The organism is Bradyrhizobium sp. BRP56 (assembly GCF_020194035.1).
GTDB lineage: Bacteria > Pseudomonadota > Alphaproteobacteria > Rhizobiales > Xanthobacteraceae > Bradyrhizobium > Bradyrhizobium australafricanum.
Map to the genome: position 1 here is coordinate 91,357 of NZ_JADYVV010000015.1, position 23,105 is coordinate 114,461.

General features: G+C 64.9%; 22 protein-coding genes. 7 read left to right on the top strand and 15 right to left on the bottom strand.

What is annotated here, in order from left to right; translation table 11 throughout:
• On the top strand, window positions 1-1,278 hold the full coding sequence (locus I6F38_RS13425; RefSeq protein ID WP_028344597.1) for a beta-ketoacyl-ACP synthase: 1,278 nt from the start codon (window positions 1-3) through the stop codon (window positions 1,276-1,278).
• A 17-nt stretch (window positions 1,279-1,295) separates the two neighbouring features.
• Window positions 1,296-2,231: a lipid A biosynthesis lauroyl acyltransferase gene (locus tag I6F38_RS13430; RefSeq protein ID WP_225160664.1), complete on the top strand. Its 936-nt coding sequence runs from the start codon at window positions 1,296-1,298 to the stop codon at window positions 2,229-2,231.
• Between the two features lie 144 nt (window positions 2,232-2,375).
• Here I6F38_RS13430 and I6F38_RS13435 read toward each other — a convergent pair whose 3' ends face one another.
• The 7 genes from I6F38_RS13435 to I6F38_RS13465 all read right to left on the bottom strand — a co-directional run bounded on the left by I6F38_RS13435 (window position 2,376) and on the right by I6F38_RS13465 (window position 10,860).
• On the bottom strand, window positions 2,376-3,485 hold the full coding sequence (locus tag I6F38_RS13435; protein WP_225160665.1) for a polyamine ABC transporter substrate-binding protein: 1,110 nt from the start codon (window positions 3,483-3,485) through the stop codon (window positions 2,376-2,378).
• A 6-nt stretch (window positions 3,486-3,491) separates the two neighbouring features.
• Entirely contained in the window at window positions 3,492-4,661 is a 1,170-nt protein-coding gene (locus I6F38_RS13440) for an aminotransferase (protein WP_050386381.1), read from the bottom strand.
• An 8-nt stretch (window positions 4,662-4,669) separates the two neighbouring features.
• Window positions 4,670-4,999 carry a rhodanese-like domain-containing protein gene (locus tag I6F38_RS13445; protein ID WP_028344593.1) on the bottom strand — a complete coding sequence of 110 codons (330 nt, stop codon included), beginning with the start codon at window positions 4,997-4,999 and terminating at the stop codon, window positions 4,670-4,672.
• 136 nt (window positions 5,000-5,135) lie between these two features.
• Window positions 5,136-7,061, bottom strand: coding sequence for a potassium transporter Kup (locus tag I6F38_RS13450; protein WP_028334288.1), 1,926 nt, complete (start codon window positions 7,059-7,061; stop codon window positions 5,136-5,138).
• Window positions 7,062-7,216: 155 nt separating this feature from the next.
• Complete coding sequence (locus I6F38_RS13455) at window positions 7,217-9,115, bottom strand: potassium transporter Kup (protein ID WP_038376908.1); 1,899 nt, start codon at window positions 9,113-9,115, stop codon at window positions 7,217-7,219.
• Window positions 9,116-9,227: 112 nt separating this feature from the next.
• Complete coding sequence (locus tag I6F38_RS13460; protein WP_028334286.1) at window positions 9,228-10,058, bottom strand: flagellar motor protein MotB; 831 nt, start codon at window positions 10,056-10,058, stop codon at window positions 9,228-9,230.
• Between the two features lie 28 nt (window positions 10,059-10,086).
• Window positions 10,087-10,860, bottom strand: a complete 774-nt coding sequence (locus I6F38_RS13465; protein WP_016848416.1) for a MotA/TolQ/ExbB proton channel family protein — start codon at window positions 10,858-10,860, stop codon at window positions 10,087-10,089.
• A 374-nt stretch (window positions 10,861-11,234) separates the two neighbouring features.
• On the opposite strand from I6F38_RS13465, the gene I6F38_RS13470 reads away from it, so the two are divergent.
• Both I6F38_RS13470 and I6F38_RS13475 read left to right on the top strand, forming a co-directional pair.
• Window positions 11,235-12,215, top strand: a complete 981-nt coding sequence (locus I6F38_RS13470) for an NADPH:quinone oxidoreductase family protein (protein ID WP_225160666.1) — start codon at window positions 11,235-11,237, stop codon at window positions 12,213-12,215.
• Window positions 12,216-12,515: 300 nt separating this feature from the next.
• On the top strand, window positions 12,516-12,704 hold the full coding sequence (locus I6F38_RS13475; protein WP_016848414.1) for a hypothetical protein: 189 nt from the start codon (window positions 12,516-12,518) through the stop codon (window positions 12,702-12,704).
• A 6-nt stretch (window positions 12,705-12,710) separates the two neighbouring features.
• On the opposite strand, the gene I6F38_RS13480 is transcribed toward I6F38_RS13475, so the two are convergent.
• Window positions 12,711-13,022, bottom strand: a complete 312-nt coding sequence (locus tag I6F38_RS13480) for a hypothetical protein (RefSeq protein WP_225160700.1) — start codon at window positions 13,020-13,022, stop codon at window positions 12,711-12,713.
• Window positions 13,023-13,064: 42 nt separating this feature from the next.
• Between I6F38_RS13480 and I6F38_RS13485 the strand changes: the two genes are divergently transcribed.
• Entirely contained in the window at window positions 13,065-13,298 is a 234-nt protein-coding gene (locus I6F38_RS13485; RefSeq protein WP_028334283.1) for a hypothetical protein, read from the top strand.
• Window positions 13,299-13,318: 20 nt separating this feature from the next.
• Here I6F38_RS13485 and I6F38_RS13490 read toward each other — a convergent pair whose 3' ends face one another.
• Together I6F38_RS13490 and I6F38_RS13495 are read right to left on the bottom strand one after the other, a co-directional pair.
• Entirely contained in the window at window positions 13,319-14,590 is a 1,272-nt protein-coding gene (locus I6F38_RS13490) for an FAD-dependent oxidoreductase (protein WP_225160667.1), read from the bottom strand.
• Between the two features lie 42 nt (window positions 14,591-14,632).
• A complete protein-coding gene (locus I6F38_RS13495; protein WP_225160668.1) occupies window positions 14,633-16,294 on the bottom strand; it encodes a thiamine pyrophosphate-binding protein in 1,662 nt (553 codons plus the stop codon).
• Window positions 16,295-16,431: 137 nt separating this feature from the next.
• Here I6F38_RS13495 and I6F38_RS13500 point away from each other — a divergent pair, with 137 nt between their 5' ends.
• The gene (locus I6F38_RS13500; protein WP_225160669.1) at window positions 16,432-16,581 is read left to right on the top strand and encodes a hypothetical protein; all 150 of its coding nucleotides are present in this window, start codon (window positions 16,432-16,434) and stop codon (window positions 16,579-16,581) included.
• Window positions 16,582-17,178: 597 nt separating this feature from the next.
• The gene (locus I6F38_RS13505; protein WP_225160670.1) at window positions 17,179-18,669 is read left to right on the top strand and encodes a methyl-accepting chemotaxis protein; all 1,491 of its coding nucleotides are present in this window, start codon (window positions 17,179-17,181) and stop codon (window positions 18,667-18,669) included.
• 149 nt (window positions 18,670-18,818) lie between these two features.
• On the opposite strand, the gene I6F38_RS13510 is transcribed toward I6F38_RS13505, so the two are convergent.
• The 5 genes from I6F38_RS13510 to I6F38_RS13530 all read right to left on the bottom strand — a co-directional run bounded on the left by I6F38_RS13510 (window position 18,819) and on the right by I6F38_RS13530 (window position 23,068).
• Window positions 18,819-19,964: an acyl-CoA dehydrogenase family protein gene (locus I6F38_RS13510; protein WP_057019698.1), complete on the bottom strand. Its 1,146-nt coding sequence runs from the start codon at window positions 19,962-19,964 to the stop codon at window positions 18,819-18,821.
• Window positions 19,965-19,976: 12 nt separating this feature from the next.
• Window positions 19,977-20,804, bottom strand: coding sequence for an SDR family oxidoreductase (locus I6F38_RS13515; protein ID WP_225160671.1), 828 nt, complete (start codon window positions 20,802-20,804; stop codon window positions 19,977-19,979).
• Between the two features lie 215 nt (window positions 20,805-21,019).
• Window positions 21,020-21,424, bottom strand: a complete 405-nt coding sequence (locus tag I6F38_RS13520; RefSeq protein ID WP_225160672.1) for a MaoC family dehydratase — start codon at window positions 21,422-21,424, stop codon at window positions 21,020-21,022.
• The gene (locus tag I6F38_RS13525) at window positions 21,421-21,876 is read right to left on the bottom strand and encodes a MaoC family dehydratase N-terminal domain-containing protein (RefSeq protein ID WP_225160673.1); all 456 of its coding nucleotides are present in this window, start codon (window positions 21,874-21,876) and stop codon (window positions 21,421-21,423) included. Before I6F38_RS13525 ends, I6F38_RS13520 begins: the two co-directional genes overlap by 4 nt.
• A 7-nt stretch (window positions 21,877-21,883) precedes the next feature.
• Window positions 21,884-23,068: a lipid-transfer protein gene (locus tag I6F38_RS13530; protein ID WP_225160674.1), complete on the bottom strand. Its 1,185-nt coding sequence runs from the start codon at window positions 23,066-23,068 to the stop codon at window positions 21,884-21,886.
• Between the last annotated feature and the right edge of the window lie 37 nt (window positions 23,069-23,105).

Consider the following 23,105-nt stretch of genomic DNA (forward strand, 5'->3'; position numbering starts at 1 on the left):
ATGACAGCACCACGCGATAAATTCGGCCGACCGATCGTCGTCGTGACCGGCATGGGAATCGTGACGTCGCTCGGCGGCGGCAAGACCGACAATTGGAAGCGCCTCACCGCGGGTGAGTCCGGCATCAAGACCGTCACACGCTTCCCGCTCGACAGTATGAAGACGACGATGGCCGGCGCCGTCGATTTCGTCACCGTCGACCCATTCTCCTCGACCAGCCTGTCGCAGCGTCTGGCGGAGATCGCGACCGAAGAAGCGCTCGAGCAAGCCGGCATCGGCAGCAAGGGCGACTTTCCCGGCCCGCTGTTTCTGGCAGTCGCCCCGATCGAGACCGAGTGGCCGCAGCGGCTCGAAGTCGCGCGCGAGGTTCCGACCAAGGACTTTGGAATCATCGAATACCTGGCGACCTGCAGCGGCGGGAAGTTCGCGCACTTTCACCGGCGCTTCACCTTCGGCTCCGTCGCGCTCAACCTCGCCGAGACCTTCGGTACCAAAGGGTCCCCGATTTCGCTGTCGACGGCTTGCGCGTCCGGTGCGACCGCGATCCAGCTCGGCGTCGAGGCGATCCGCCGCGGCGAAACCGATGCGACGCTGTGCGTCGCAACCGACGGCTCGGTGAACCCGGAAGCCATGGTGCGCTTCTCGCTGCTGTCGGCTCTCTCCACCCAGAACGACCCGCCGCAAGCCGCCTCGAAACCGTTCTCGAAGAACCGCGACGGCTTCGTGATGGCCGAAGGCGCCGGCGCGCTGGTGCTCGAGAGCTACGAGGCCGCGATGGCCCGCGGCGCGCGCATCCTCGGCGTCGTCGCCGGCTGCGGCGAGCTCACCGATTCCTTCCATCGCACCCGCTCGGCCCCGGACGGCAAGCCGGCGATCGGCTGCGTGCGCAAGACGCTCGCCGATGCTGGAATGGAGCCCGAGCAAATCGATCACATCAACGCGCACGGGACCTCGACGCCGGAAAACGACAAGATGGAGTATCTTGCGACGTCGGCCGTGTTTGGCGAACACACCAAAAACATTCCGGTGTCGTCGAACAAGTCGATGGTCGGCCACACCATCTCGGCCGCCGGTGCAGTCGAGGCGATCTTCTCGCTGCTCACGCTCGAGCATCAGCGGATTCCGCCGACGATCAATTACGAGGTGCCTGATCCCGCGATCCCGTTCGACGTAGTCGGCAACAAGGCGCGCGATGCCAAGGTGACCGCCGTGATGTCGAACTCGTTCGGGTTCGGCGGGCAGAACGCCTCACTGATCCTGACGCGCGAGCCGGCCTAGCGCCCTCGCCTCATCAGATGAAACGCCTGCTCCTTCGCACCAGGGCGCACCTGCGTGACGCCGCGAAGCCCGTGACCGACGCGGCGATCGGCGGGCTGACGATCGGCCTGCTGCGTGCAACGCGCTATTTCGATCCCGAGAAGACCGCAAGGTTCTTCGGCCGCGCCGCCCATTTCATCGGCCGCCGGCTGCGCGAGGATCGCATCGGCCGCGAGAACCTCAAGGCCGCCTTCCCGGAAAAGTCACCGGAGGAGATCGAGGAGATCCTGACGGGTGTCTGGCACAACCTCGGACGCATCGGCGCTGAATTCGCGCACATCGACCGCATCTGGGACCACGATCCCCAGAATCCCGACAAGCCGGGTCGCGTCGAATTCTCGGCGCGCAGCAAGCAGCTGTTCGACCAGTTGCGCGACGACGGCAAGCCGGCACTGTTCTTCGCCGCACATCTCGGCAACTGGGAGCTCTCTCCAATTGCCGCCGCAGCGCATGGGCTCGACGCCACCATCCTGTTTCGGCGGCCGAACATCGAAGCCGCCGACCGCGCCATCGAGCGCATCCGCGCAGTCAACCTGGGCACATTGGTCCCGGCCGGCCGCGACGCGCCGCTCAAGCTGGCGCAGGCGCTGAAGAACGGCCAGCACGTCGCGATGCTGGTCGATCAGTATTTGACCAACGGCGTTCCCGTCACCTTCTTCGGCCGCAAGACCACAGCGAATCCGCTGCTGGCGCGCCTGCGCCGGCAGATCGATTGCCCCATCCACGGCACGCGGATCATCCGCCTGCCCGACGGCCGCTTCCGCGGCGAGGTCACCGAGGAAATCAAGCCGGTGTTCGACGCATCCGGCCAGATCGATATCCAGGGCACCATGCAGGCGATCACCGACGTCGTCGAGGGCTGGGTCCGCGAATATCCGGATCAGTGGCTCTGGCTGCACCGGCGCTGGCGGTAGGCTGGCAGCCCTACCTCGTCATTGCGAGGAGCGAAGCGACGAAGCAATCCATGCTTCAGCAGGTGCGACGCGATGGATTGCTTCGCGGAGCCTGTCGTCGGGCGCGCGTTCGCGCGACCCGTTGGCTCGCAATGACGGATAGACCTATTTCCCGGTCTTCATCCTCGTCCACAGCCGGTTGATGATCCGCTGCGTCGCGGGATCGCGCGCCGTGATCACGAACAGCTTCTTCTGCATCGCTTCGTCGGGATAGATGTTCTTGTCGTTGAAGATCTTCGGATCGATCAGCTTCTGGCTCGCCAGATTGCCGTTGGCGTAGGACAGGAAGTTCGAGTTCTTCGCCGCGATCTCGGGGCGGTAGAGGTAGTTGATCAGCTCATAGGCCTCGGCGACGTTCTTCGCGTCCGACGGAATCGCGAGATTGTCGAAGAACATCTGCGCGCCCTCCTTCGGGATCGTGTAACCGATCTCGACGCCGGTGTTGGCTTCCGCCGCCCGGCTGCGCGCCTGCATGATGTCGCCCGACCATCCGACCACGAAGCAGATTTCGCCCGAGGCCAGCGCGCTGAGATATTCGGACGAGTGGAATTTGCGTACATAGGGCCGGATCTTGATGACGAGATCGGCGGCCTTCTCGAGGTCGGCCTGCTTGGTCGAGTTCGGATCGAGGCCGAGATAGCTTAGCGCCGCCGGCAGGATGTCGTCGGCGGAATCCAGCATGTGGATGCCGCAATCCTTGAACTTGGCGAGGTTCTCCGGCTTGAACACCATGTCCCAGCTGTCGATCTTCGCATCAGGCCCGAGAATCTTCTCCGCGATCTTGACGTTGTAGCCGATGCCGGTGGTGCCCCACATGTAGTTGGCGCCGTAGCTATTGCCGGGATCGTAAGTCGCAAGCTGCTCCGTCACCACGGGCCATGCATTGGCGAGGTTCGGCAGCTTCGACTTGTCGAGCTTGAGGAACACCTTCGCGGTGATCTGGCGCTGCAGGAAGTAGCCGGTCGGCACCACGACGTCATAGCCCGACTTGCCGGCGAGCAGCCGCGTCTCCAGCGTCTCGTTGGCGTCGAACGTGTCGTAGACGACCTTGATGCCGGTTTCCTTGGTGAAGTCCTCGAGGACTCCCGGCGCCATGTAGTTCGACCAGTTGTAGAAGTTGACCGTGCGCTCCTCGGCGTCGGCGGAGGCCGAGAGCAGCAGGACCGTCGCGACCGCGCCGACGAAGCTGACGAGACGACGGTTCTGCTCTCGCATTCTGGCTTACCTCTTGCGGCGGTGGACGGCGTCCGACAACCGCTCCAGCGCGGCATCGAGCGTCGAGTCTTTCTTGGCGAAACAAAAACGCACGACCGATGTCACCGCATCCTGCTCGTAGAATGCCGACACCGGGATCGCCGCAACCTTGTAGTCCTGCACGATCCGCCAGCAGAACTCGGCATCGGTCTCGTTGAGCCCGAGCGGCGACAGGTCCACGGTGAGGAAGTAGGTCCCCTGCGACTTCAGCACCGGAAAGCCGATGCTCTCCAATCCCTTGGTCAGGCGGTCACGGCTCCGCGCCATGTCCTTGCGCATGTCGAGGAAATAGTCGTCGGGCTTGCCGAGGCCATATGCCACCGCCGCTTGCAAATTGGGCGCCGTCGTGAAGGTGAGGAACTGGTGCACCTTCGCAGCGACGCGCAGCAGCGGCGGCGCGGCGCAGACGAAGCCGATCTTCCATCCGGTCAGCGAGAAGATCTTGCCGGCGCTGCCGACCTTGATCGTGCGGTCGCGCATGCCCGGAATCGTGATCAGCGGGATGTGCTCGCGGCCGTCGAACACCACGTGTTCCCAGACCTCGTCGCAGATCGCGACCACGTCGAATTCCTGGCAGAACCGCGCCAGCAGTTCGAGGTCCTCGCGCGGATAGACCACCGCCGCCGGATTGAGCGGATTGTTGAACAGCACCGCCTTGGTCTTGTGATTGAAGACGCTGCGCAGCATCTCCTCGCTCAGCCGCCACTCCGGCGGTTCGAGCCGCAGCAGCCGCGGAATGCCGCCGGCCTGGCGGATGATCGGCAGATAGGAATCATAGACCGGCTGGAAACACACCACCTCGTCACCGGGCTCGACCACGGAGAGGATCGAGGAGGTCAGCGCCTCGGTGCCGCCCGAGGTGACCATCACCTCGGTCATCGGATCGAGCTTGAGCCCGTGCCAGTGGCCGTAATGCGATGCGATCGCCTGACGGAGCTCCGGGATGCCCATCATCGACGGATATTGATTATAGCCGTTGATCGAGGCGTCCGCGGCGGCGCGGCGGATGTCCTCCGGACCGGGATCGTCGGGAAAGCCCTGGCCGAGATTGATGGCGTTGTTGTCGCGCGCGGCCTGCGACATCGCCTCGAAGATGGTGACAGGAAGGTCCGCGAAGACCTTGTTCATGGAAGTCATGTCAGGGATCAGCCGCCGGCCTTGGTCGGCAGTCCCGCCGCCTTCCAGCCGATGATGCCACCCGCCAGGTGCTTGTCATAGGGCAGGCCCGCGGCCTGGGCGGCCAGCGAGGCCGTCACGGAGCGCTTGCCGGAGCGGCAGGCAAACACCACCTGCTTGCCCTGCGGATCGGGAATCGCCGCCGGATCGAACGTCGACAGCGGCACTACGACGCCATCGGGATAGGCCTCGACGGCGACCTCGTTCGGCTCACGGACGTCGACCAGCAGATAGCGGCCTTCCGCTATGCCCTTCGACACCTCGTCCGGAAACAAATCTTCCACCTTGTGGTCCGCCACGGAAATATCCTCCCGATATCAGCTTGGCGAGCGTCGCGCGGCCCGCCGGTCCGGGCCGCAAAGTCGCCTCTTGCGCGGAGAAAATCAAGCGTCCGAAACGGGTTAGATGCCACGCCGAAACGCTGGTTCGCAGACCCTAAATCGTCACCTGCGTGCCGACCTCGACCACCCGCCCGGTCGGGATCTGGAAATAGTCGGTGGCGTCGTTCGAGGAGCGGCTCAGCGCGATGAACAGATGGTCCTGCCAGCTCGGCATGCCCGAATGCGCCGCCGGCTTCAGCGCACGGCGGGAGAGGAAGAATGAGGTCGACATGATGTCGAACTGCCAGCCGAGCTTGCGGGCAATCGCCAGCGTCTTCGGCACGTTCGGCTGTTCCATGAAGCCGAACTTCAGCGTCACCTTGGAGAAGGTCTCACTCAACTGCTCCATCCGCACCCGCTCGGACGGATCGATCCGCGGCGTCGGCGCGGTCTCGATGGTCAGGATGACGTTCTTCTCGTGCAGCACCTTGTAGTGCTTGAGGCTGTGCATCAGCGCGGTCGGCGCGCTGACGGGATCGCTGGTCAGGAACACCGCGGTGCCGGAGACCCGTTGCGGCGGCCGCTTCTCCAGCATCGCGACGAGATCGGCGAGCGGGAATTCCAGCTTGCGCGACTTCTCGAACAACAGCCGGCTGCCGCGCCGCCAAGTGTACATCACCACGATCATGGCGCCGCCAAGCGCGAGTGGCACCCAGCCGCCCTCGAACACCTTGAGCAGGTTGGCGGCCAGGAAGGTGATGTCGAGGAACAGGAAGGGCGCGACCAGCGCGGCGGCCGCGATCGGCGACCAGCGCCAGACCTTCCAGATCACGACAAAGCCCATCATCGCCGTCACCACCATGGTGCCGGTCACCGAGATGCCGTAAGCCGAGGCCAGTGCGCTCGACGAACGGAACATCAGCACCAGCACGATGACCGCGATGAACAGGAAGCGGTTGATGCGCGGCATATAGATCTGCCCGGAATGCGCTTCCGAGGTGTGGCGGATCTCGAACCGCGGCAACAGGCCGAGCTGGATCGCCTGCCGCGTCAGCGAATACGCACCGGTGATGACGGCCTGGCTCGCGATCACGGTCGCCATGGTCGCCAGCGCTACCATCGGGATCAGCGCCCAGTCCGGGAACATCAGGAAGAACGGGTTCTCGATGCCCTTGGGATTGCCGATCAGGAGCGCGCCCTGCCCCAGATAGTTCAGCGCCAGCGACGGCAGCACGATGAACAGCCACGCGGTCTGGATAGGGCGTTTGCCGAAATGGCCGAGGTCGGCATAGAGCGCCTCGGCGCCGGTTACCGCGAGGAAGACCGCACCGAGCGTGATGAAGCCGATCACGCCGTGATGCAGCATGAACGACACCGCGAGAATCGGATTGAGCGCGTATAGCACTTCGGGATGCCGCACGATCTGCGGCAGCGCCGCGACCGCGATCAGGGCGAACCACACGCACATCACCGGGCCGAAGAAGGCCGCGACGCGCGCGGTGCCGCGCGACTGCACCGCGAACAGGACGACAAGGATCACCACCGTGAGCGGCACGACATAGGGATCGAATGTCGAGGTGACGAGCTTGATGCCCTCGATTGCCGACAGCACCGAGAGCGCCGGCGTGATGACGGCGTCGCCATAGAACAGCGCGCCGCTGATGATGCCGAGCAGCACGATCGCGGCGCCGCCCTTGGTCGCCGCGCGCTGCGCCAGCGCCATCAGCGCCAGTGTGCCGCCCTCGCCATTGTTGTCGGCGCGCAGCAGGATCACGACGTATTTCAGCGTGACGACCACGATCAATGCCCAGAGGATCAGCGAGAGCACGCCGAGCACCGCATGCGCCGTCACCGCGCCCTCGCCGCCGGCGGCCGCAACGACGGCCTCGCGCAAGGCGTAAAGCGGGCTGGTGCCGATGTCGCCATAGACGACACCGATGCTGCCGAGCATCAGGGCCTTGAAGGTGGCGGTTGAATGCGCCTCACCATTGCCGTTTGCCGCCGGCGTTTCCGCCGCGGTGATCGCACTCTCGGATGACATGGGGAAGCTGTGCCTCTGTCTTCTGCCGCACCGCACAATGCCGGGTCGCAGCGCTATACTCCCGGCAGGAATGCATAGGTTAGCCCGGATTCAGGCCTCCGCCATGCACATCACGCATGGGTCACGTCCGATCAATGTCAGAATTCTGCGCCCGGTCAGATAGTTACCTGGGTACCCACTTCAACCACCCGGCCGGTCGGGATCTGGAAATAGTCGGTGGCATCATTGGCGGACCGGCTCATCGCGATGAACAGGTGGTCCTGCCATTGCGGCATGCCGGACTGGGCCGACGGCTTCAGCGAGCGGCGCGACACGAAGAACGAGGTCGACATGATGTCGAACTGCCAGCCGAGCTTGCGCGCGACCGCCAGCGCCTTGGGCACATTCGGCGATTCCATGTAGCCGAAGCGCAGCCGCACCGCGGTGAACTTGTCGCTCACCTTCTCCATGTTGACGCGCTCGGATAGATCGACGCGCGGCGTCGGTGCGGTCTCGATGGTTAGGATCACGTTGTGCTCGTGCAGCACCTTGTTGTGCTTGAGATTGTGCAGCAACGCGGTCGGCACGAAGCTCGGATCGCTGGTCAGGAACACCGCGGTGCCCTTGACGATATGCGGCGGCCGCTTCTCCAGACTGTGGATCAGGTCGCGCAGCGGCACCTCGATGCGTCGGGTCTTGGCTACCAGGATGGCGGCGCCGCGGCGCCAGGTCCAGATCATCGTCGCCATGACGACGCCGAACAGCAGCGGCACCCACGCGCCCTCGAACAGCTTCAGGAGATTGGCGCTGAAGAAGGTCATGTCGACGATCACGAACGGCAGGATCAATGCCGCCGCCGACGCCACGCGCCAGTTCCACAGCTTCCAGATCACGATGAAGCCCATGATGCCGTCGGCGACCATGGTGGTGGAGACAGCGATGCCATAGGCTGACGCCAGCCCGCTCGAGGTGCGAAATAGCAGCACCAGCAGCAGCACGCCGATCAACAGCAGGCGGTTGACGCGCGGCAGATAGATCTGACCGGCATGGGTCTCCGAGGTGTAGCGGACCTCGAAGCGCGGCAAGAGCCCGAGCTGCACCGCCTGGCTGATCAGCGAATAGGCGCCGGTGATGACCGCCTGGCTCGCGATCACTGTCGCGGCGGTGGCGAGCCCGACCAGGGGCAGCAGCAGCACGTCGGGCACCATGCGGTAGAACGAGTTCTCGATCGCGCTGGGATCGGACAGCACCAGCGCGCCCTGCCCGAAATAGTTCAGCAGCAGCGACGGCAGCACGAAGAACAACCAGCCGGACTGAATCGGCTTGCGGCCGAAATGCCCGAGATCGGCATACAGCGCCTCGCCGCCGGTCACCGCGAGGAACACCGCGCCCAGCGTCACCAGGCCGATGGTGCCGTGGGTCAGCATGAACTGGAGCGCGTAATAGGGATTGATCGCCGCCAGCACCGACGGGTCGTCCATGATGTGAACGAGCCCCATCACCGCCAGCGAGGCGAACCACACCACCATCACCGGACCGAAGGCGGAAGCAACGCGCGCGGTGCCAGAACTCTGCACAGAGAACAGCACGACCAGGATCAGGATCGTCAGCGGCACCACATAGTGCTCGAGATGCGGGGTGGCGAGCTTGAGGCCTTCGACCGCCGACAGCACCGAGATCGCCGGCGTGATCATGGAATCGCCGATGAACATCGAGGCGCCGACCACGCCGAGCGCGAGCAGCGGCCAGCTGCGCCGACCGATCGCGCGCTGGCCGAGCGCCATCAGCGAGAGCGTGCCGCCCTCGCCATTGTTGTCGGCGCGCAGCAGCAACAGCACGTATTTCGCGGTGACGACGGTGAACAGCGCCCACAGGATCAGGCTGAGCACGCCCAGCACCATGATGCGGGTGACCGGCTGGCCGTGCGCGGCGCCGCCGACCGCCTCACGGAATGCGTAGAGCGGCGAAGTTCCGATATCGCCGAACACCACCCCGATGCTGCCGAGTGTCAGGGCCCAGAAGCTGGAGGTCGGTTGTCCTTCCTGAGCTTCGGTAGATGAGACGCTGACAGCCATGGCGAGGTTGGAACGCCCGATCGGTTGATTTGATCCGCGCGGCTATCGACGCTTCCGCTTCGCGTGTCAACCGCGCAACGATGGTAGTTGACGGTAGTATGGTAACCCAGAGCTACGGCTTCAGATCCGGCGGCAGTGGCGGATTTTCCCGCATCAACGTTATGGTCACGCGACGGTTGGCCGGCAGCGTCGGATCGTCGGGAAACAGCGGCTGGCCGTCGGCCTTGCCGGAAACCGCGAAAATATGCGACGGCGGCAGCCCTTCCCGCTCCAGGATCTGCCGCACCGCGTTGGCGCGGTCCGCGGACAGGTCGAAGCCGTCATAATCGCTGCGCGCCGGCACGAAGCCTGCGGCTGTATGCCCCACGATCGCAACCCGCAGCGGCGTCGCCTTCAGCGGCGCGGCCAGCTTCTGGATCAGCCGGCGGGTGCGGTCGTACGGCTCCCTGGAACCGTCCGCGAACATCGAGCGGCCGTCCTGGTCGACGATCTCGAGGTTGAGCCCCTCCTTGGTCTCCTCGAACATGATGTTCTTGGAGATCTCGGTCAGCTCCGGCATGTCCTGCAGCGCCTGGCGAAGCGAGGCCGAGGCGAGAGCGAATTCGCGGTCTATCTTCAGCCGCGCGCCGTTGATCTGGCTGCGCTCCTTCTCGTCCGGCGTCGGATTGGCGGAGGACTCTTCCGGCGAGATGTGCTCGACGTTCTTCAGTTTCGGCCGGGTCGGCAGACCGTCGGACTCGACGATGCCGGAATAGCGCACATTGGTCTGCACGCCGAACGCATCGCGCATCGAGCCGGCGACGATCTTCAGCTTGTTGTTGTCCATGGTGGAGAACGCGACGAGCATCACGAAGAAGCTCATCATCAGGCCCATCAAATCGGCGAAGGTCACGAACCAGCCGTGACCTCCGGTATGGGCGTCGCCGCGCTTTTTCTTGGCCATCGCTGCGTTTCCCGAAAGCGCGGTCCGGTCAGGCCGGAACCGGCTCGCCTTCCTCCTGGCGATGCTTCTCCGGCAGGTAGGCCAGCAGCATCTCGCGCACCAGCGCCGGGCTCTTGGAGTCGCGGATCATCAGGATGCCGTCGATGATCAGCGTGCGGTTGGTCTCCTCGTCGAGCAGCTTGCCGTGCAGCTTGTCGGCGATCGGCAGGCAGAACAAATTGGCGACCAGTGCGCCGTACAGCGTCGCGAGCAGCGCGGTCGCCATGAACGGGCCGAGCTTGGAGGGGTCGGTCATGTTGGCGAACATCTGCACCATGCCGATCAGCGTGCCGATCATGCCGAACGCCGGCGCGCAGTCGCCGATCGCGCGATAGATCTTGCTGCCCTCGTCGAGGTGCATCAGGAAGTTGTCGCGGTCGCGTTCCATGTTGTCGCGGATGAATTCGAGGTCGTAACCGTCGGCGACGTAACGGATGCCTTTGGCGAGGAACGGCTCGTCGGTCTCGACCTTTTCCAGGCCGACCGGTCCTTGCTTGCGGGCGATCTCGGCGATGCGGGCGAGCTCGTCGACGAGATCGCGGGCCGACAGGCGGCTCATGGTGAAGGCGAATTTGGCGCCGAGCGGCAGCCCGTGCAGCATCACGCCGAGCGGAAAACGGATCATCGTCGCCGCGATCGAGCCGCCGAAGATGATGATCATGGCGTGTTCGGAGATGAACATGTGCAGGTCGCCGCCCATGAACATCATCACTGCGATGACGATGATGCCAGCCAACAGCCCGGCGCCAGTCATGATATCCATAGGAGACTCCAACGCGTACGCAACCTGCCCGTCCTGGACGGCGCGCAGCCCAAGGCGGGCCGCGTGGAAAACCCTAACGTTAACGCCATTAAGGACGCGTTACCGAATTTGGTAGGGATAACAACGGGTAAACGCCGGTCTTTTCGCGATGTCGTTGAAGATGCTGGCTTTCCGCATGCGAGCCTGCCGTTGCATGTGCAAAACCCCTCCCCGTAGAACAACGGCCATGGGATAGGTTTGCCGGAAGCGTCTTCGCGCGAAACGGCTAACGGTTCGCGTGAAGAAAACGCGTCAGCACAAGAATCCGGGGCCCCGTTCCGATTCAATCGGAGCGGAAAAGGCTCTCGAGGAAACCAACCAATGAGCAGGACAGGATGAAGGCGGTCGTCGTCGAGCAATACGCACCCATCGATCAGATCGGGCTGAGGGAGATCCCCACCCCCGAACCCGGCCTCGGACAGATCCGCGTCCGGGTCCACGCCGCGAGCATCGGCTTCGTGGATGGGCTGAAGGTCGAGGGCCGCTACCAGACCAAGGATGCCTTGCCGTTTACGCCGGGCGCGGAATTCGCCGGCGTGGTCGATGCGGTCGCAGGTGACGTCGCCGGCATCGCGCCGGGCATGCGGGTGATGGGCGCGGCGCGCTCGGGCGCGCTGGCCGAGCACATCGTGGTGCCACCCGACGCCGTCGAGATCATGCCCGACGGACTGTCGATGGAGGCCGCCGCGGCCTTTCGCACCAATTACCTCACCGCGCTCTATGCGCTCGGCGAGCGCGGCTCGCTCAAGGCCGGCGAGCAGTTGCTGGTGCTCGGCGCCGCCGGCGGCACCGGCATCGCCGCCATTCAAGTCGGCAAGCTGCTCGGCGCGCGCATCGTCGCCGCGGCCTCGACCGAGGAGAAGCGCAACTTCGCCGCAAGCTTCGGTGCCGACGCGGTCGTCGACTACACGAAGCCCGACTGGCGCGACGCGCTGAAGGACGCGACCGGCGGCCATGGCGCCGACGTGATCTTCGATCCGGTCGGCGGCGAGGTCTCGCTGCAGGCGTTCCGCTCGATCGCCTGGAACGGCCGCCATGTCGTGGTCGGCTTCGCGGCCGGCAGCATTCCCGCATTGCCGTTCAATCTGCCGCTCCTGAAAGGCGGCCTCCTGATTGGCGTCGATGCCGCCCAGATCGCGCGCCGCGAGCCTGAAGCGCAGGCGCGCGTGATGACGCAATTGTCGGCATGGCTGAACGATGGTCGACTGACGCCTGTTGTCGGCAAGGTGTTCGCATTCGACGATTTTCGCGCAGCCTTCACCACCATGCAGACCCGTGCGGCGCTCGGCAAGATGGTGGTGCGGATCGGGTCGTGAGAGAGGCAGCGCTATCGCCTCATCCTTGCTGTCGTCCCTGCGAAAGCAGGGACCCATACGCCGCGGCGGATGTTGTGAACAGGGCTCGTCATTCCAGCGAAGCACACCGATCAGCACTTGTGGTTATGGGTCCCTGCTTTCGCAAAGACGACATCGAATATGTGGTTCGGCCGGTGAGTCAAACATCCGCATTCTCGCGACATGATCTGCCCGAGCTTTGTCGCGAAAATTATCACAGGTAATTGTTGCGCGGTTCTGTGCCGCCTTAGCGTTGCGGAGTACGGCATTCGGGGACGAAAAATGCAGGACATGCTGACGCATCTCGAAAAGCTTCGCCGTGACGCGGCGGAATGTGCGTTGATCCGAGACCTGGCGACTGACATGCGCAAGCGCGAGTTGTTCAGCAAGCTCGCCGAACATCTCACGGCCCTTGCCGCCGAGGTGGAGGAAACCATCAACGCAGCACGCAAGGAGGACCAAGTCATCTAGCGAGGCCTACGTCGTGCGTTCGAAAGTATCGACACTTGTCGTGACGGCTCGCCACCAGTTCACGAGCTTCAGGGCCGTCGCTTCGCCCTCGCGGGCCGCGACCAGCGCCTTGTCCGACATGGCAATTTGCCGGATGGAACCAGCGTCGCAACGGCGCATTGTCATTTCACCCATCGGTTGACAGGTAATATGCCGCCAGTATCGGTAGACGTGCCGATGCTGTAGCATTGCTGGTTCGCCGAGGAGCCTATTCGCCGCAATGTGTTGTATTTCAGGATTCTTTGTCTTGGCACTTTTTGCACATCGAGCATCGAGCATCACGTCGCGATCGCGCGGGCGGATTACCACCAAAGAGGCGCGATGAAGACCGACAAGGCCATCTGGTACGTCTCGTTCGCCATGCGAAATCCTGACGCCGGACATCACCGCTTCGCGCGCCAGACCCGTACCTTCACGACCGAGCAGGACGCCAAGGCGTTTGCGCGCACCCTGCTCGTTCAGACGCAGGACGTCAGCGCCGGAACGATCAATCCGCACATACCGAGACGCGTGATCGCGCCGGCCGCGATCACGGCCTGGGCCGGCGACAGCTGAGCCTTCGCCGCCGTTCCTTCCTACAGGAAGCGTGAAGGCGCAAACGGGGCGAGCGGGATCTCCGGCGCCTTGCCGCTCAGGAGTTGCGCGACCAGCCGGCCGGTGCGGGCCGATCCGACCAGGCCGACATGGCCGTGGCCGAAGGCGTAAACCACGTCGCGCGTGGCACGGGCATAACCGATGCAGGGGCGCCCGTCCGGCATGCTCGGCCGATGGCCGAACCAGGTCTTGATCCGCGATGGCGGAATATCCCTCGGCAGCTTCGGGAACATGCTGAAGAGATGCTCGCGCAGGATTTCGGCGCGCTTCCAGTTCGGCGCGGCGTCAAGCCCCGCGATCTCCACCGTGCCGGCGGCGCGCAGGCCCTTGTCGGTCCAGTTGACGACCATCTTGGCATCGGAGGCCATCATCGAATTGCGCGGGCCGGATTCCGGATTCTCGATCATGACGTGATAGCCGCGCTCGGTCTCCAGCGGCAGCGGATCGCCGATCGAGGCGGTCAATTGCCTGGAGCGCGCGCCCGCGGCGACGACGGCGGCGTCGCAGGCGATCTCGCCGCTCTCGGTGATCACAGCGACAAGCCTGTCACCGGCGAGCCTGAGGCCCGTGGCCTTGGCGGCGACGCGTTCGGCGCCGTTCGCGATGGCGTGGGCGGCGAGCGCCGCGACATAGGCGCCGGGATCGCGGCAGCGTCCCGCCTCCTCCACCACGACGCCGAATTTGTAGCGCGGATGCAGATCGGGCTCGCGCTGGCGCATCTCGTCTTCATCGAGCTCCAGCCATTCGATGCCGACGCGCTTGCGGATGCGCCAGCCGAGATCGCGGTCGAACGGCGCGCGTGAGGGAAACACATGCATCACCCCGCGCCGCTCGATCAATTCGCCCACGCCGGCTTCCTCGGCGAGCTGCCGGTGCAGCAGCGGTGCATCCTTCAGGAGATCGCGCATCGCCCGCGCGGTGGCCTCGACCTGCGCCTCGGTCCGGCTCGACAACAGATATTTGACCAGCCACGGCAAGGCCTTCGGCAGGTACGACCAGCGGATCGCCAGCGGACCGAGCGGATCCATCAGATAGCCCGGCACCTTCTTCCAGGTGCCCGGCTCGGCCGGCGGGATCACCGAATGCGACGACAGCCAGCCGGCGTTGCCGTAGCTCGCGGCCTGCGTGCCGCCGGGCTCACCCGGATCGATCAAGGTTACGCTGTGGCCCGCACGCAGCGCCTCGATGGCGCTGATGACGCCGACCGCGCCGGCCCCGATGATCGCGACGTGACGGGACTCTTGTTTGGGCATGATCTCCTCGGAAAACCGCTTCGCACTTTTCCGGATCATGCCCTAGCGCGTGGCCTGCGGCGCAAAATCCTTGCCGACCGACAGCGCGCGCTGATCGACCAGGCAGTGCAGGATCGCCGGCTTGCCGGAGGCCAGCGCGCGCTCGAACGCGGGCGCGAAGTCTTCGGTGCGCTCGACCCGCTCGCCATGGCCGCCGAACGCCTTGGCATAAAGCGCGAAGTCCGGGTTCTTGAGCTGGGTGCCGACGACGCGGCCCGGATAATCGCGCTCCTGATGCATGCGGATGGTGCCGTATTGCGCGTTGTCGATGACGACGACGATCAGCGGCGCGTCATACTGCACGGCGGTGGCGAACTCCTGCCCGTTCATCAGGAAGCAGCCGTCGCCGGCGAACGCCACGACGACGCGGTCGGGATGATGCCGCTTGGCCATCACAGCCGCCGGCACGCCGTAGCCCATCGAGCCCGAGGTCGGCGCGAGCTGCGCGGCGAAAGCGTGGAAGCGATGGTGGCGGTGAATCCAGCCGGCATAATTGCCGGCGCCGTTGCAGACGATGGCATCCTTCGGCAGGCGGTCGCGCAGCCAGGTCACGACCTCGCCATACTGGAAGCTGCCCGGCAGCTCGCGCGGCTTGTCGGTCCAGGCGAGGTAATCCGCGTGCGCCTTGGCCGCCTCGCCCTTCCAGGCCGGCGCGACCGCCGGCTTCATGGTCTCGACCGCGGCGGCAAAGGCCGCAGGCGTCGCCTGGATCGCCAGCGCCGGCTGGTAGACGCGGCCGAGCTCCTCTGCGCCGGGATGGACATGGATCAGTTTCTGGCTCGGCACCGGAATGTCGAGCAGCGTGTAGGACGAGGACGGCATTTCCGACATGCGGCCGCCGATCAACAGAATGACATCGGCGCCGGTGATGCGATCCCTCAGCTTCGGGCTCGGGCCGATGCCAAGATCGCCGGCATAATGCGAATGGTCGGCGTCGAACAGCGAGGCGCGGCGGAACGAGGTTGTAACCGGCAGGTCGAAGCGCTCGGCGAAGCGCGCGATGCCCTTGGCGGCCTCCGCGGTCCAGGCCGAGCCGCCGAGCACCACGATCGGCGCCTTGGCGCCGGCGAGCATGCCGCCGAGGCGCTCGAGATCGGCCGGCGCCGGCCAGGTCGCCGCAGGCTCGACCTTCGGCGCGTCGGCGACCGCGGCGGTTTCAGTCAGCATATTCTCCGGCAGCGAGATCACCACCGGACCGGGCCGGCCCTGCAGCGCGACGCGGAAGGCACGCGCGACCAGTTCCGGAATGCGATCCGGACGATCGATCTCGACCGCCCATTTCGCCATCGTGCCGAACACCGCCTTGTAGTCGAGTTCCTGGAACGCCTCGCGCTCGCGCATGCCTGTGTCGACCTGGCCGACGAACAGGATCATCGGGGTGGAGTCCTGCATCGCGATGTGCACGCCATGGGCGGCATTGGTCGAGCCCGGACCGCGGGTGACGAAGCAGATGCCCGGACGTCCCGTCAGCTTGCCATAGGCCTCCGCCATCATCGCGGCCCCGCCCTCGGCGCGGCAGATCACGACGTCGATCGGGCTATCGTGCAAAGCGTCGAGCGCCGCCAGATAGCTCTCGCCCGGCACACAGGTGACGCGTTCCACCCCTTGCGCGACCAGCTGGTCGATCAAGATCTGGCCTCCGGTGCGGGCATTGCTTTTGGTCATGAGGGCTCCCTGCAAGTACTGGCGCGCGTTTGGGCTTCGCGCGGATCGTGGTCCCACGGGGTATGATAGACGGAAATGGGGTGCAAGGCCGAAGCTGCGTCTCGCGGCCGCAGCGGCGTCAAGCCATGCGGTAGGCAATGGGCAATGCAGTTTCGTCATCGATTTCCGCAGAGCGGACGATCGCCGGCTGGATTGAAGCCGCCGGCCGGCAAGCAGCGCAGGTCACGATCGTCCGGCTCGAGGGCGATCTCGTTGCGCTCGCGCGGGACCACGACGCCGGTCTGTGACCCCGATCGGGTCTCGCGCGGCATGATCAACCTGCGCGGGCTCCTTTCACGAACACCCGCATCGACGATGCGGCAGCCTGTCATCACGGAGGCGCCGACCGACGCAACAGAGCGCAGGCGAAAGAATGCTCGCACGCCACGTTGCCAAGACCGACAGCGCGTGGCCGCCGAGACGATTGCAGTCAGGAGCTCTCCGCTGCGCGCGATGGCGTGGCACAATCTGCATGAGCCACCACGTTATGTGCACGATAACAATCATTAGGAGCGCACGCGTGTGCTTCCGTAAGATTACGGTGCAGCGATCGGCCGCTTCACATCTTCGTCGCAGGATCGCGCGGATTTCACGGCAAATCGCGGTGTTGTGCGACGTTTTTCGGCTGCGCTCATCGCGAGCATCGCGCGTTCGACCTTGCGCGATCGCATGCGGCGCATTGCGTGCCCTTCTTGGTGGAATTCGAATCGCTTACCGTTCCACACAGTCAGAAATTGTAAATCGTGTAACGCACCTGCGTGGGGCCGGCGGTGGAAGGCATTCCGCTGCCGATCAGGTGCACCGTTTCAATTCACCAAGATCATTATCAAGGCTGGAGGCAATGCATGTTGGGGATGAAGAGCGTCGCAAGCGTGATCGGCTCGGACAGTTCGTACCGGCTGTTCGACGACATGCCGATCAGTGTCATGCTCTGCGAGCTGGACAATTTCAAAATCACCTACATCAACGAGTCGACGCGGCAGAACCTGAAGAAGATCGAGCATGTGCTGCCGGTGAAGGTCGACGCGCTGATCGGGCAATCGATCGATATATTTCACAAGAACCCGCAGCATCAGCGCCGGCTGCTGTCCGACCCGAAGAACCTGCCGCACAAGGCGCGCATCACCATCGGCGGCGAGACGCTCGATCTCACCGTGACAGCCATGACCAATTCGCGCGGCCGCTACACCGGCCCGATGCTGACCTGGGAGCTCGCGACCGAGAAGGCGCGGCTTGAAACGCAGACCGAACGGCTGTTGCAGATGCTCGACAACATGCCGATCAACATCATGATGTGCGACACCGACTTCAACATCACCTACATCAACCAGACCAGCCTCAAGACGCTCGACACCGTGAAGCATCTGCTTCCGGTGGCGCCGGACAAGATCCTCGGCAACTCGTTCGACATCTTCCACAAGAACCCGGCGCACCAGCGCCGCATCGTCGGCGATCCCAAGAACCTGCCGCATGCGGCCAAGATCAAGCTCGGTCCGGAAACGCTCGACCTGCGGGTCTCCGGGCTTACCGACAAGCGCGGCAACTACACCGGCGCGATGCTGAGCTGGTCGGTTGTGACAGGCAATGTGAAGCTGGCGGACGATTTCGAGAAGGACGTGAAGGGCCTTGCGGGGATGCTGGCGTCGGCGTCGACGCAAATGCAGGGCACGGCGCGATCGCTGACGACGACCGCCGAATTCGTCAATCAGCGCTCGGCGAGCGCGGCGTCCGCGTCCGAGGAACTGTCGTCCTCGGTCAACGAGATCAGCCGCCAGGTGGCCGAGGCGAGCCGCATTGCCCGCATGGCGGTCGACGAAGCCGAGAAGTCCGACAAGCTGGTCGCGGGTCTCGTGACCATGGCGCAGAAGATCGGCGACGTCGTCGCCCTGATCAGCCAGATCGCCGGCCAGACCAACCTGCTTGCGCTCAACGCAACCATCGAGTCCGCGCGGGCCGGTGAGGCCGGACGCGGTTTCGCCGTCGTCGCCTCCGAGGTGAAGGCGCTGGCCAACCAGACCGCCAAGGCCACGGAAGACATTTCGGCGCAGATCAACGAGATGCAGGCCGCGACCGGCAACACCGCCACGGCGTTGAAGGCGATCTCGCAGGTCATCGTCCAGATCAGCGAGATCTCGACCGTGATCGCCAGCGCGGTCGAGGAACAGGCCGCGGCCACCAAGGAGGTCACCGCCAACATCAACGGCACGACCAAGGCGATCGACGATGCCAGCAAGGCCGCCGAGAACGTGCTGGCGGCCTCCGGAGAGCTCGCCAGCAACGCCTCAGAGCTGGAAGTTCAGGTCGACAAGTTCCTCAAGAACGTGCGCGCGATGTAGCGGCGCGCGAAGAACATGAGCGCGCGCCCGCCTCTCCGCGTCATTCCGGGGCGATGCGCGAACGTCGAACCCGGAATCTCAAGCCGCAACTTCGAGATTCCGGGTTCACGCTTCGCGTGCCCCGGAACGACGGCCAAAGACGCGCTTGCCTACAGCGAGCGCGCGATCAGGAGCTTCATGATTTCGTTGGTGCCGCCATAGATCTTCTGGATGCGGGAATCGATGAACATGCGCGAGATCGGATATTCCTGCATGTAGCCGTAGCCGCCATGCAGCTGCAGGCATTCGTCGGCGGTCTCGACCTGCTTCTGCGAGCACCACCATTTCGCCATCGACGCCGTCACGGTGTCGAGGTCGCCGGCGACCAGGCGCTCGACGCACCAGTCGACGAACACGCGGGCGATCATCGCCTCGGTCTTGCGCTCGGCGAGCTTGAAGGCGGTGTTCTGGAATTCGAGCAGCGGCTTGCCGAATGCGGTGCGCTCCTTGGTGTACTCGGCGGTGATCCTGACCGCACGCTCCATCGAGGCGACCGCGCCGATCGCGAGCGACAGCCGCTCCTGCGGCAATTGCTGCATCAGCTGTACGAAGCCGTTGCCCTCCTCGGCGCCGAGCAGGTTCTCCGGCGGCACCGTGACGTTATCGAAGAACAGCTCCGACGTGTCTGATGCGTGCAGCCCGATTTTGTCGAGGTTGCGCCCGCGCCGGTACCCCTCGGCGCCCGCGGTTTCAACGACAATCAGCGAGATGCCCTTGGCGCCCGGAGCCCCGGTCCGCGCCACCACGATGACGAGATCGGCGGCCTGGCCGTTGGTGATGAAAGTTTTCTGGCCGTTGATGACGTAGGAATTGCCCTGCTTCTTCGCCGTGGTCTTGACGGCCTGCAGATCGGAGCCGGTGCCCGGCTCGGTCATCGCAATGGCGCCGACCATCTCGCCCGACGCCATCTTCGGCAGCCAGCGTTTCTTCTGCTCCTCCGAGCCATAGTTGACGATGTAATGCGCGACAATCGCGCTGTGCACGGAGACGCCGGTGGTCAGCTCCGGCACCGTGCTCTCGAGGTCGTCGAGGACGGCGGCGTCATAGGCGAAGCTGGCCCCTAAGCCGCCATAGGCCTCGGGCACGCTCGGCAGCAACGCGCCCATCTCGCCGAGCGCGCGCCAGGCCGAGCGATCGACGAGCTTCTGCTCGCGCCATTTTTCGGCGTGCGGCGCCAGATCCTTGGCGAGGAATTTGCGGAACTGGTCTCGGAAAGTGTCCAGCTCCTCGGTCATCCAGGACGATCGGTAGTGCATTCTGCCCTCGTATTAAATCAGAAGACCGCCGCCGGCGACGATCACCTGACCACTGATGTAATTCGATTCCGGAGCGCAGAACAGATAGACCGCATCGGCCGCCTCCTCCGGCGTGCCGCCGCGGCCGAGCGGGATCATGCGGCCCATCGCCTCCAGCATCTGCGGCTGGACGCCGACCTTGATGTCGCGGCCGGCGACGTCGATGGTCTTCTGCTGGGTCTCGATCGGCTGGGTCAGGCGGGTGTTGATCAGGCCGAACGCCACGCAATTGACGTTGACCTTGTAGCGGCCCCACTCCTTGCACATCGTGCGCGTCAGCCCGATCAGCGAGGCTTTGGCGGACGAATAGCTGGCCTGCCCGGCATTGCCGTAGAGGCCCGCGATCGAGGAGATGTTGACGACCTTGCGGAATACCTCGCGGCCCGCCTCGGCCTCCCTCTTCGCCATCACCCGGATCGGCTCCGACGCCGCGCGCAGGATGCGGAACGGGGCGACCAGATGGACGTCGAGCATCGCCTGGAACTGCTCGTCGGTCATCTTCTGGATCGTCGAGTCCCAGGTGTAGCCGGCATTGTTGACGATGATGTCGAGACCGCCGAACTGCTCGATCGCGGCGCCGACGAAGCGATCGGCAAAGCCGGCTTCGGTCACGCTGCCATTGACCGCGATCGCCTCGCCGCCCATGGCCTTGATCTCGGCGACGACCGCGTCGCCCGGCTCGGCATCGAGATCATTGACCACGACACGCGCGCCCTCGCTGGCGAGCTTCAACGCAATCGCGCGCCCGATGCCGCGGCCGGAGCCTGAGACGAGCGCGACTTTGCCTTGCAGCTTTGACATTCAAACCTCCCTCAAACAACGTGATCTTTGCGGTATGCCCGCCTCACCTCGCCCCGCCTGCGGGGAGAGGTCGGAACGCATCGTCAGATGCGTTCCGGGTGAGGGGTACAGGTCTCACCACCTCCAGAGTGTGCGGAAGCAGCCCCTCACCCCAACCCTCTCCCCGCAAGAGCGGGGCGAGGGAGCGCACAATCCTTCGTGGCGAGACCTTCGCGCTACAGCGCGATAACCGCCTCGCCGGTGAGCTTCACCTCGCCGTTCTGATCCCTGGTGGTCAGCGCAAGTTTTGCGCGCCTCTCACCGCCCTGCTCGACCAGCTCGGTCACCGTGCCCTCGCAGGTCAGCTTCGCGCCGAGCTGGGTGATCGCCGCAAAGCGGGTCGAGAACGAGCGGATGCGCGACGGCGCCACCGCGTCGGTCAGCGCCTGGCCGAGATAGCCCATCACCAGCATGCCGTGCGCGAACACGTCGGGGAAGCCGGCCGCCTTCGCGAAATCGATGTCGACATGGATCGGATTGTGATCGCCGGAGGCGCCGCAATACAGCGCGAGGCGATGGCGGGTGATCGGTGGAAACTCCTTGTGGACGATGCGGTCGCCGACAGAGGGAGAGCTGCTCATGACGGCCTCGCATTGCGTACCACGACGGTGCGCGAGACATCGGCGACATGGACACCGTTCTGGTTGGTGACCGGGGTGTCGACCACGATCAGCGTCATCGCCCCGCCCTTCTTGTCGGTCACGCCAGTGACGCGCGGGCGGAACGTCAGCGTGTCGCCGACGACCACGGGCGCGTGATAGTCGAAGCGCTGCTCGCCGTGCAGCACGCGGGCCAGATCGATGTCGAGCGCCGTGAGGAACTCGAACGGGTCCGGTGCATCCATCATCTCGAGGCAGAACAGATAGGTCGGCGGCACTGGCGCTGCCGTGAAGCCGGCCGCCTGTGCGGCCGCCTCGTCGCGATAGACGGCATTCGTCTCGCCGAGCGTATCGAGGAAGAAGCGCAGCCGCCCCGGCTCGACGCGCGCGGTCACGGGCGTAAATGGACGCCCGACAGCGGATTGATCGACCATGACGACCTCAGGCGCGTTCGTAGAGCGTCACGACGCAGGCGCCGCCGAGGCCGAGATTGTGCTGCAAACCGATCCGCGCGCCCTCCACCTGCGTCGCCGCAGCGGTGCCGCGCAGCTGCCGCGTCAGCTCATAGCACTGCGCAAGCCCGGTGGCGCCGAGCGGATGGCCCTTCGACAGCAGCCCGCCGGACGGGTTGGTGACGATCCTGCCGCCATAGGAGTTGTCGCCGTCGTCGATGAACTTCGCGGCCTCGCCCTCGCCGCACAGGCCGAGCCCCTCATAGGTGATCAGCTCGTTGTGCGCGAAGCAGTCGTGCAGCTCGACGACGTCGAGATCATCAGGCCCGATACCGGCGGCCTCGTAGACCTTTTTGGCAGCATCGCGCGCCATGTCATAGCCGACCACCTGCATCATGTCGGAGGCACCGAAGGTCGACGGCGTATCCGTGGTCATCGCCTGCGCAGCGATGCGGACTTGCTTGTTGAGGCCGTGCTGGTCGGCGAATTTCTCCGAGACCAGGATCGCGGCGGCGCCGCCGCAGGTCGGCGGGCACGCCATCAGCCGCGTCATCACGCCGGGCCAGATCACCTGGTCGTTCATCACGTCGTCGGCGGTGACCTCTTTGCGGAACAGCGCCAGCGGATTGTTCTTGGCGTGACGGCTCGCCTTGGCGCGCACTTTTGCAAAGGCGGTGAGCGGCGTGCCGTATTTCTTCATGTGGCTGAGGCCGGCGCCGCCGAAATAGCGCAGCGCCAGCGGCACGCCGGGCGCGTCGACCAGCTTGTCGGCCGCGGCGTCGAAATCGTCGAACGCACTGGGACGGTCGGTGAACACGGCCCCGAGCGCGCCGGGCTTCATCTGCTCGAAGCCGAGCGCCATCACGCAATCGGCCGCGCCTGACTCGATCGCCTGCCGCGCCAGGAACAGCGCGGTCGAGCCGGTCGAACAGTTGTTGTTGACGTTGACGATCGGGATGCCGGTCATGCCGACCGGATAGAGCGCGCGCTGGCCGCAGGTGGAGTCGCCATAGACGTAGCCGACATAGGCCTGCTGCACGCGGCCGTAGTCGAGCCCGGCGTCGGCGAGCGCCAGCTTCGCTGCCTCCGCGCCCATCACGTGATACGGCGCATTGGCGCCGGGCTTGACGAACGGGATCATGCCGACCCCGGCAACATAGGTGCGTGACGTCATCGCGTGTCCTCCCGGAAATTACCCACTGGACTATTTA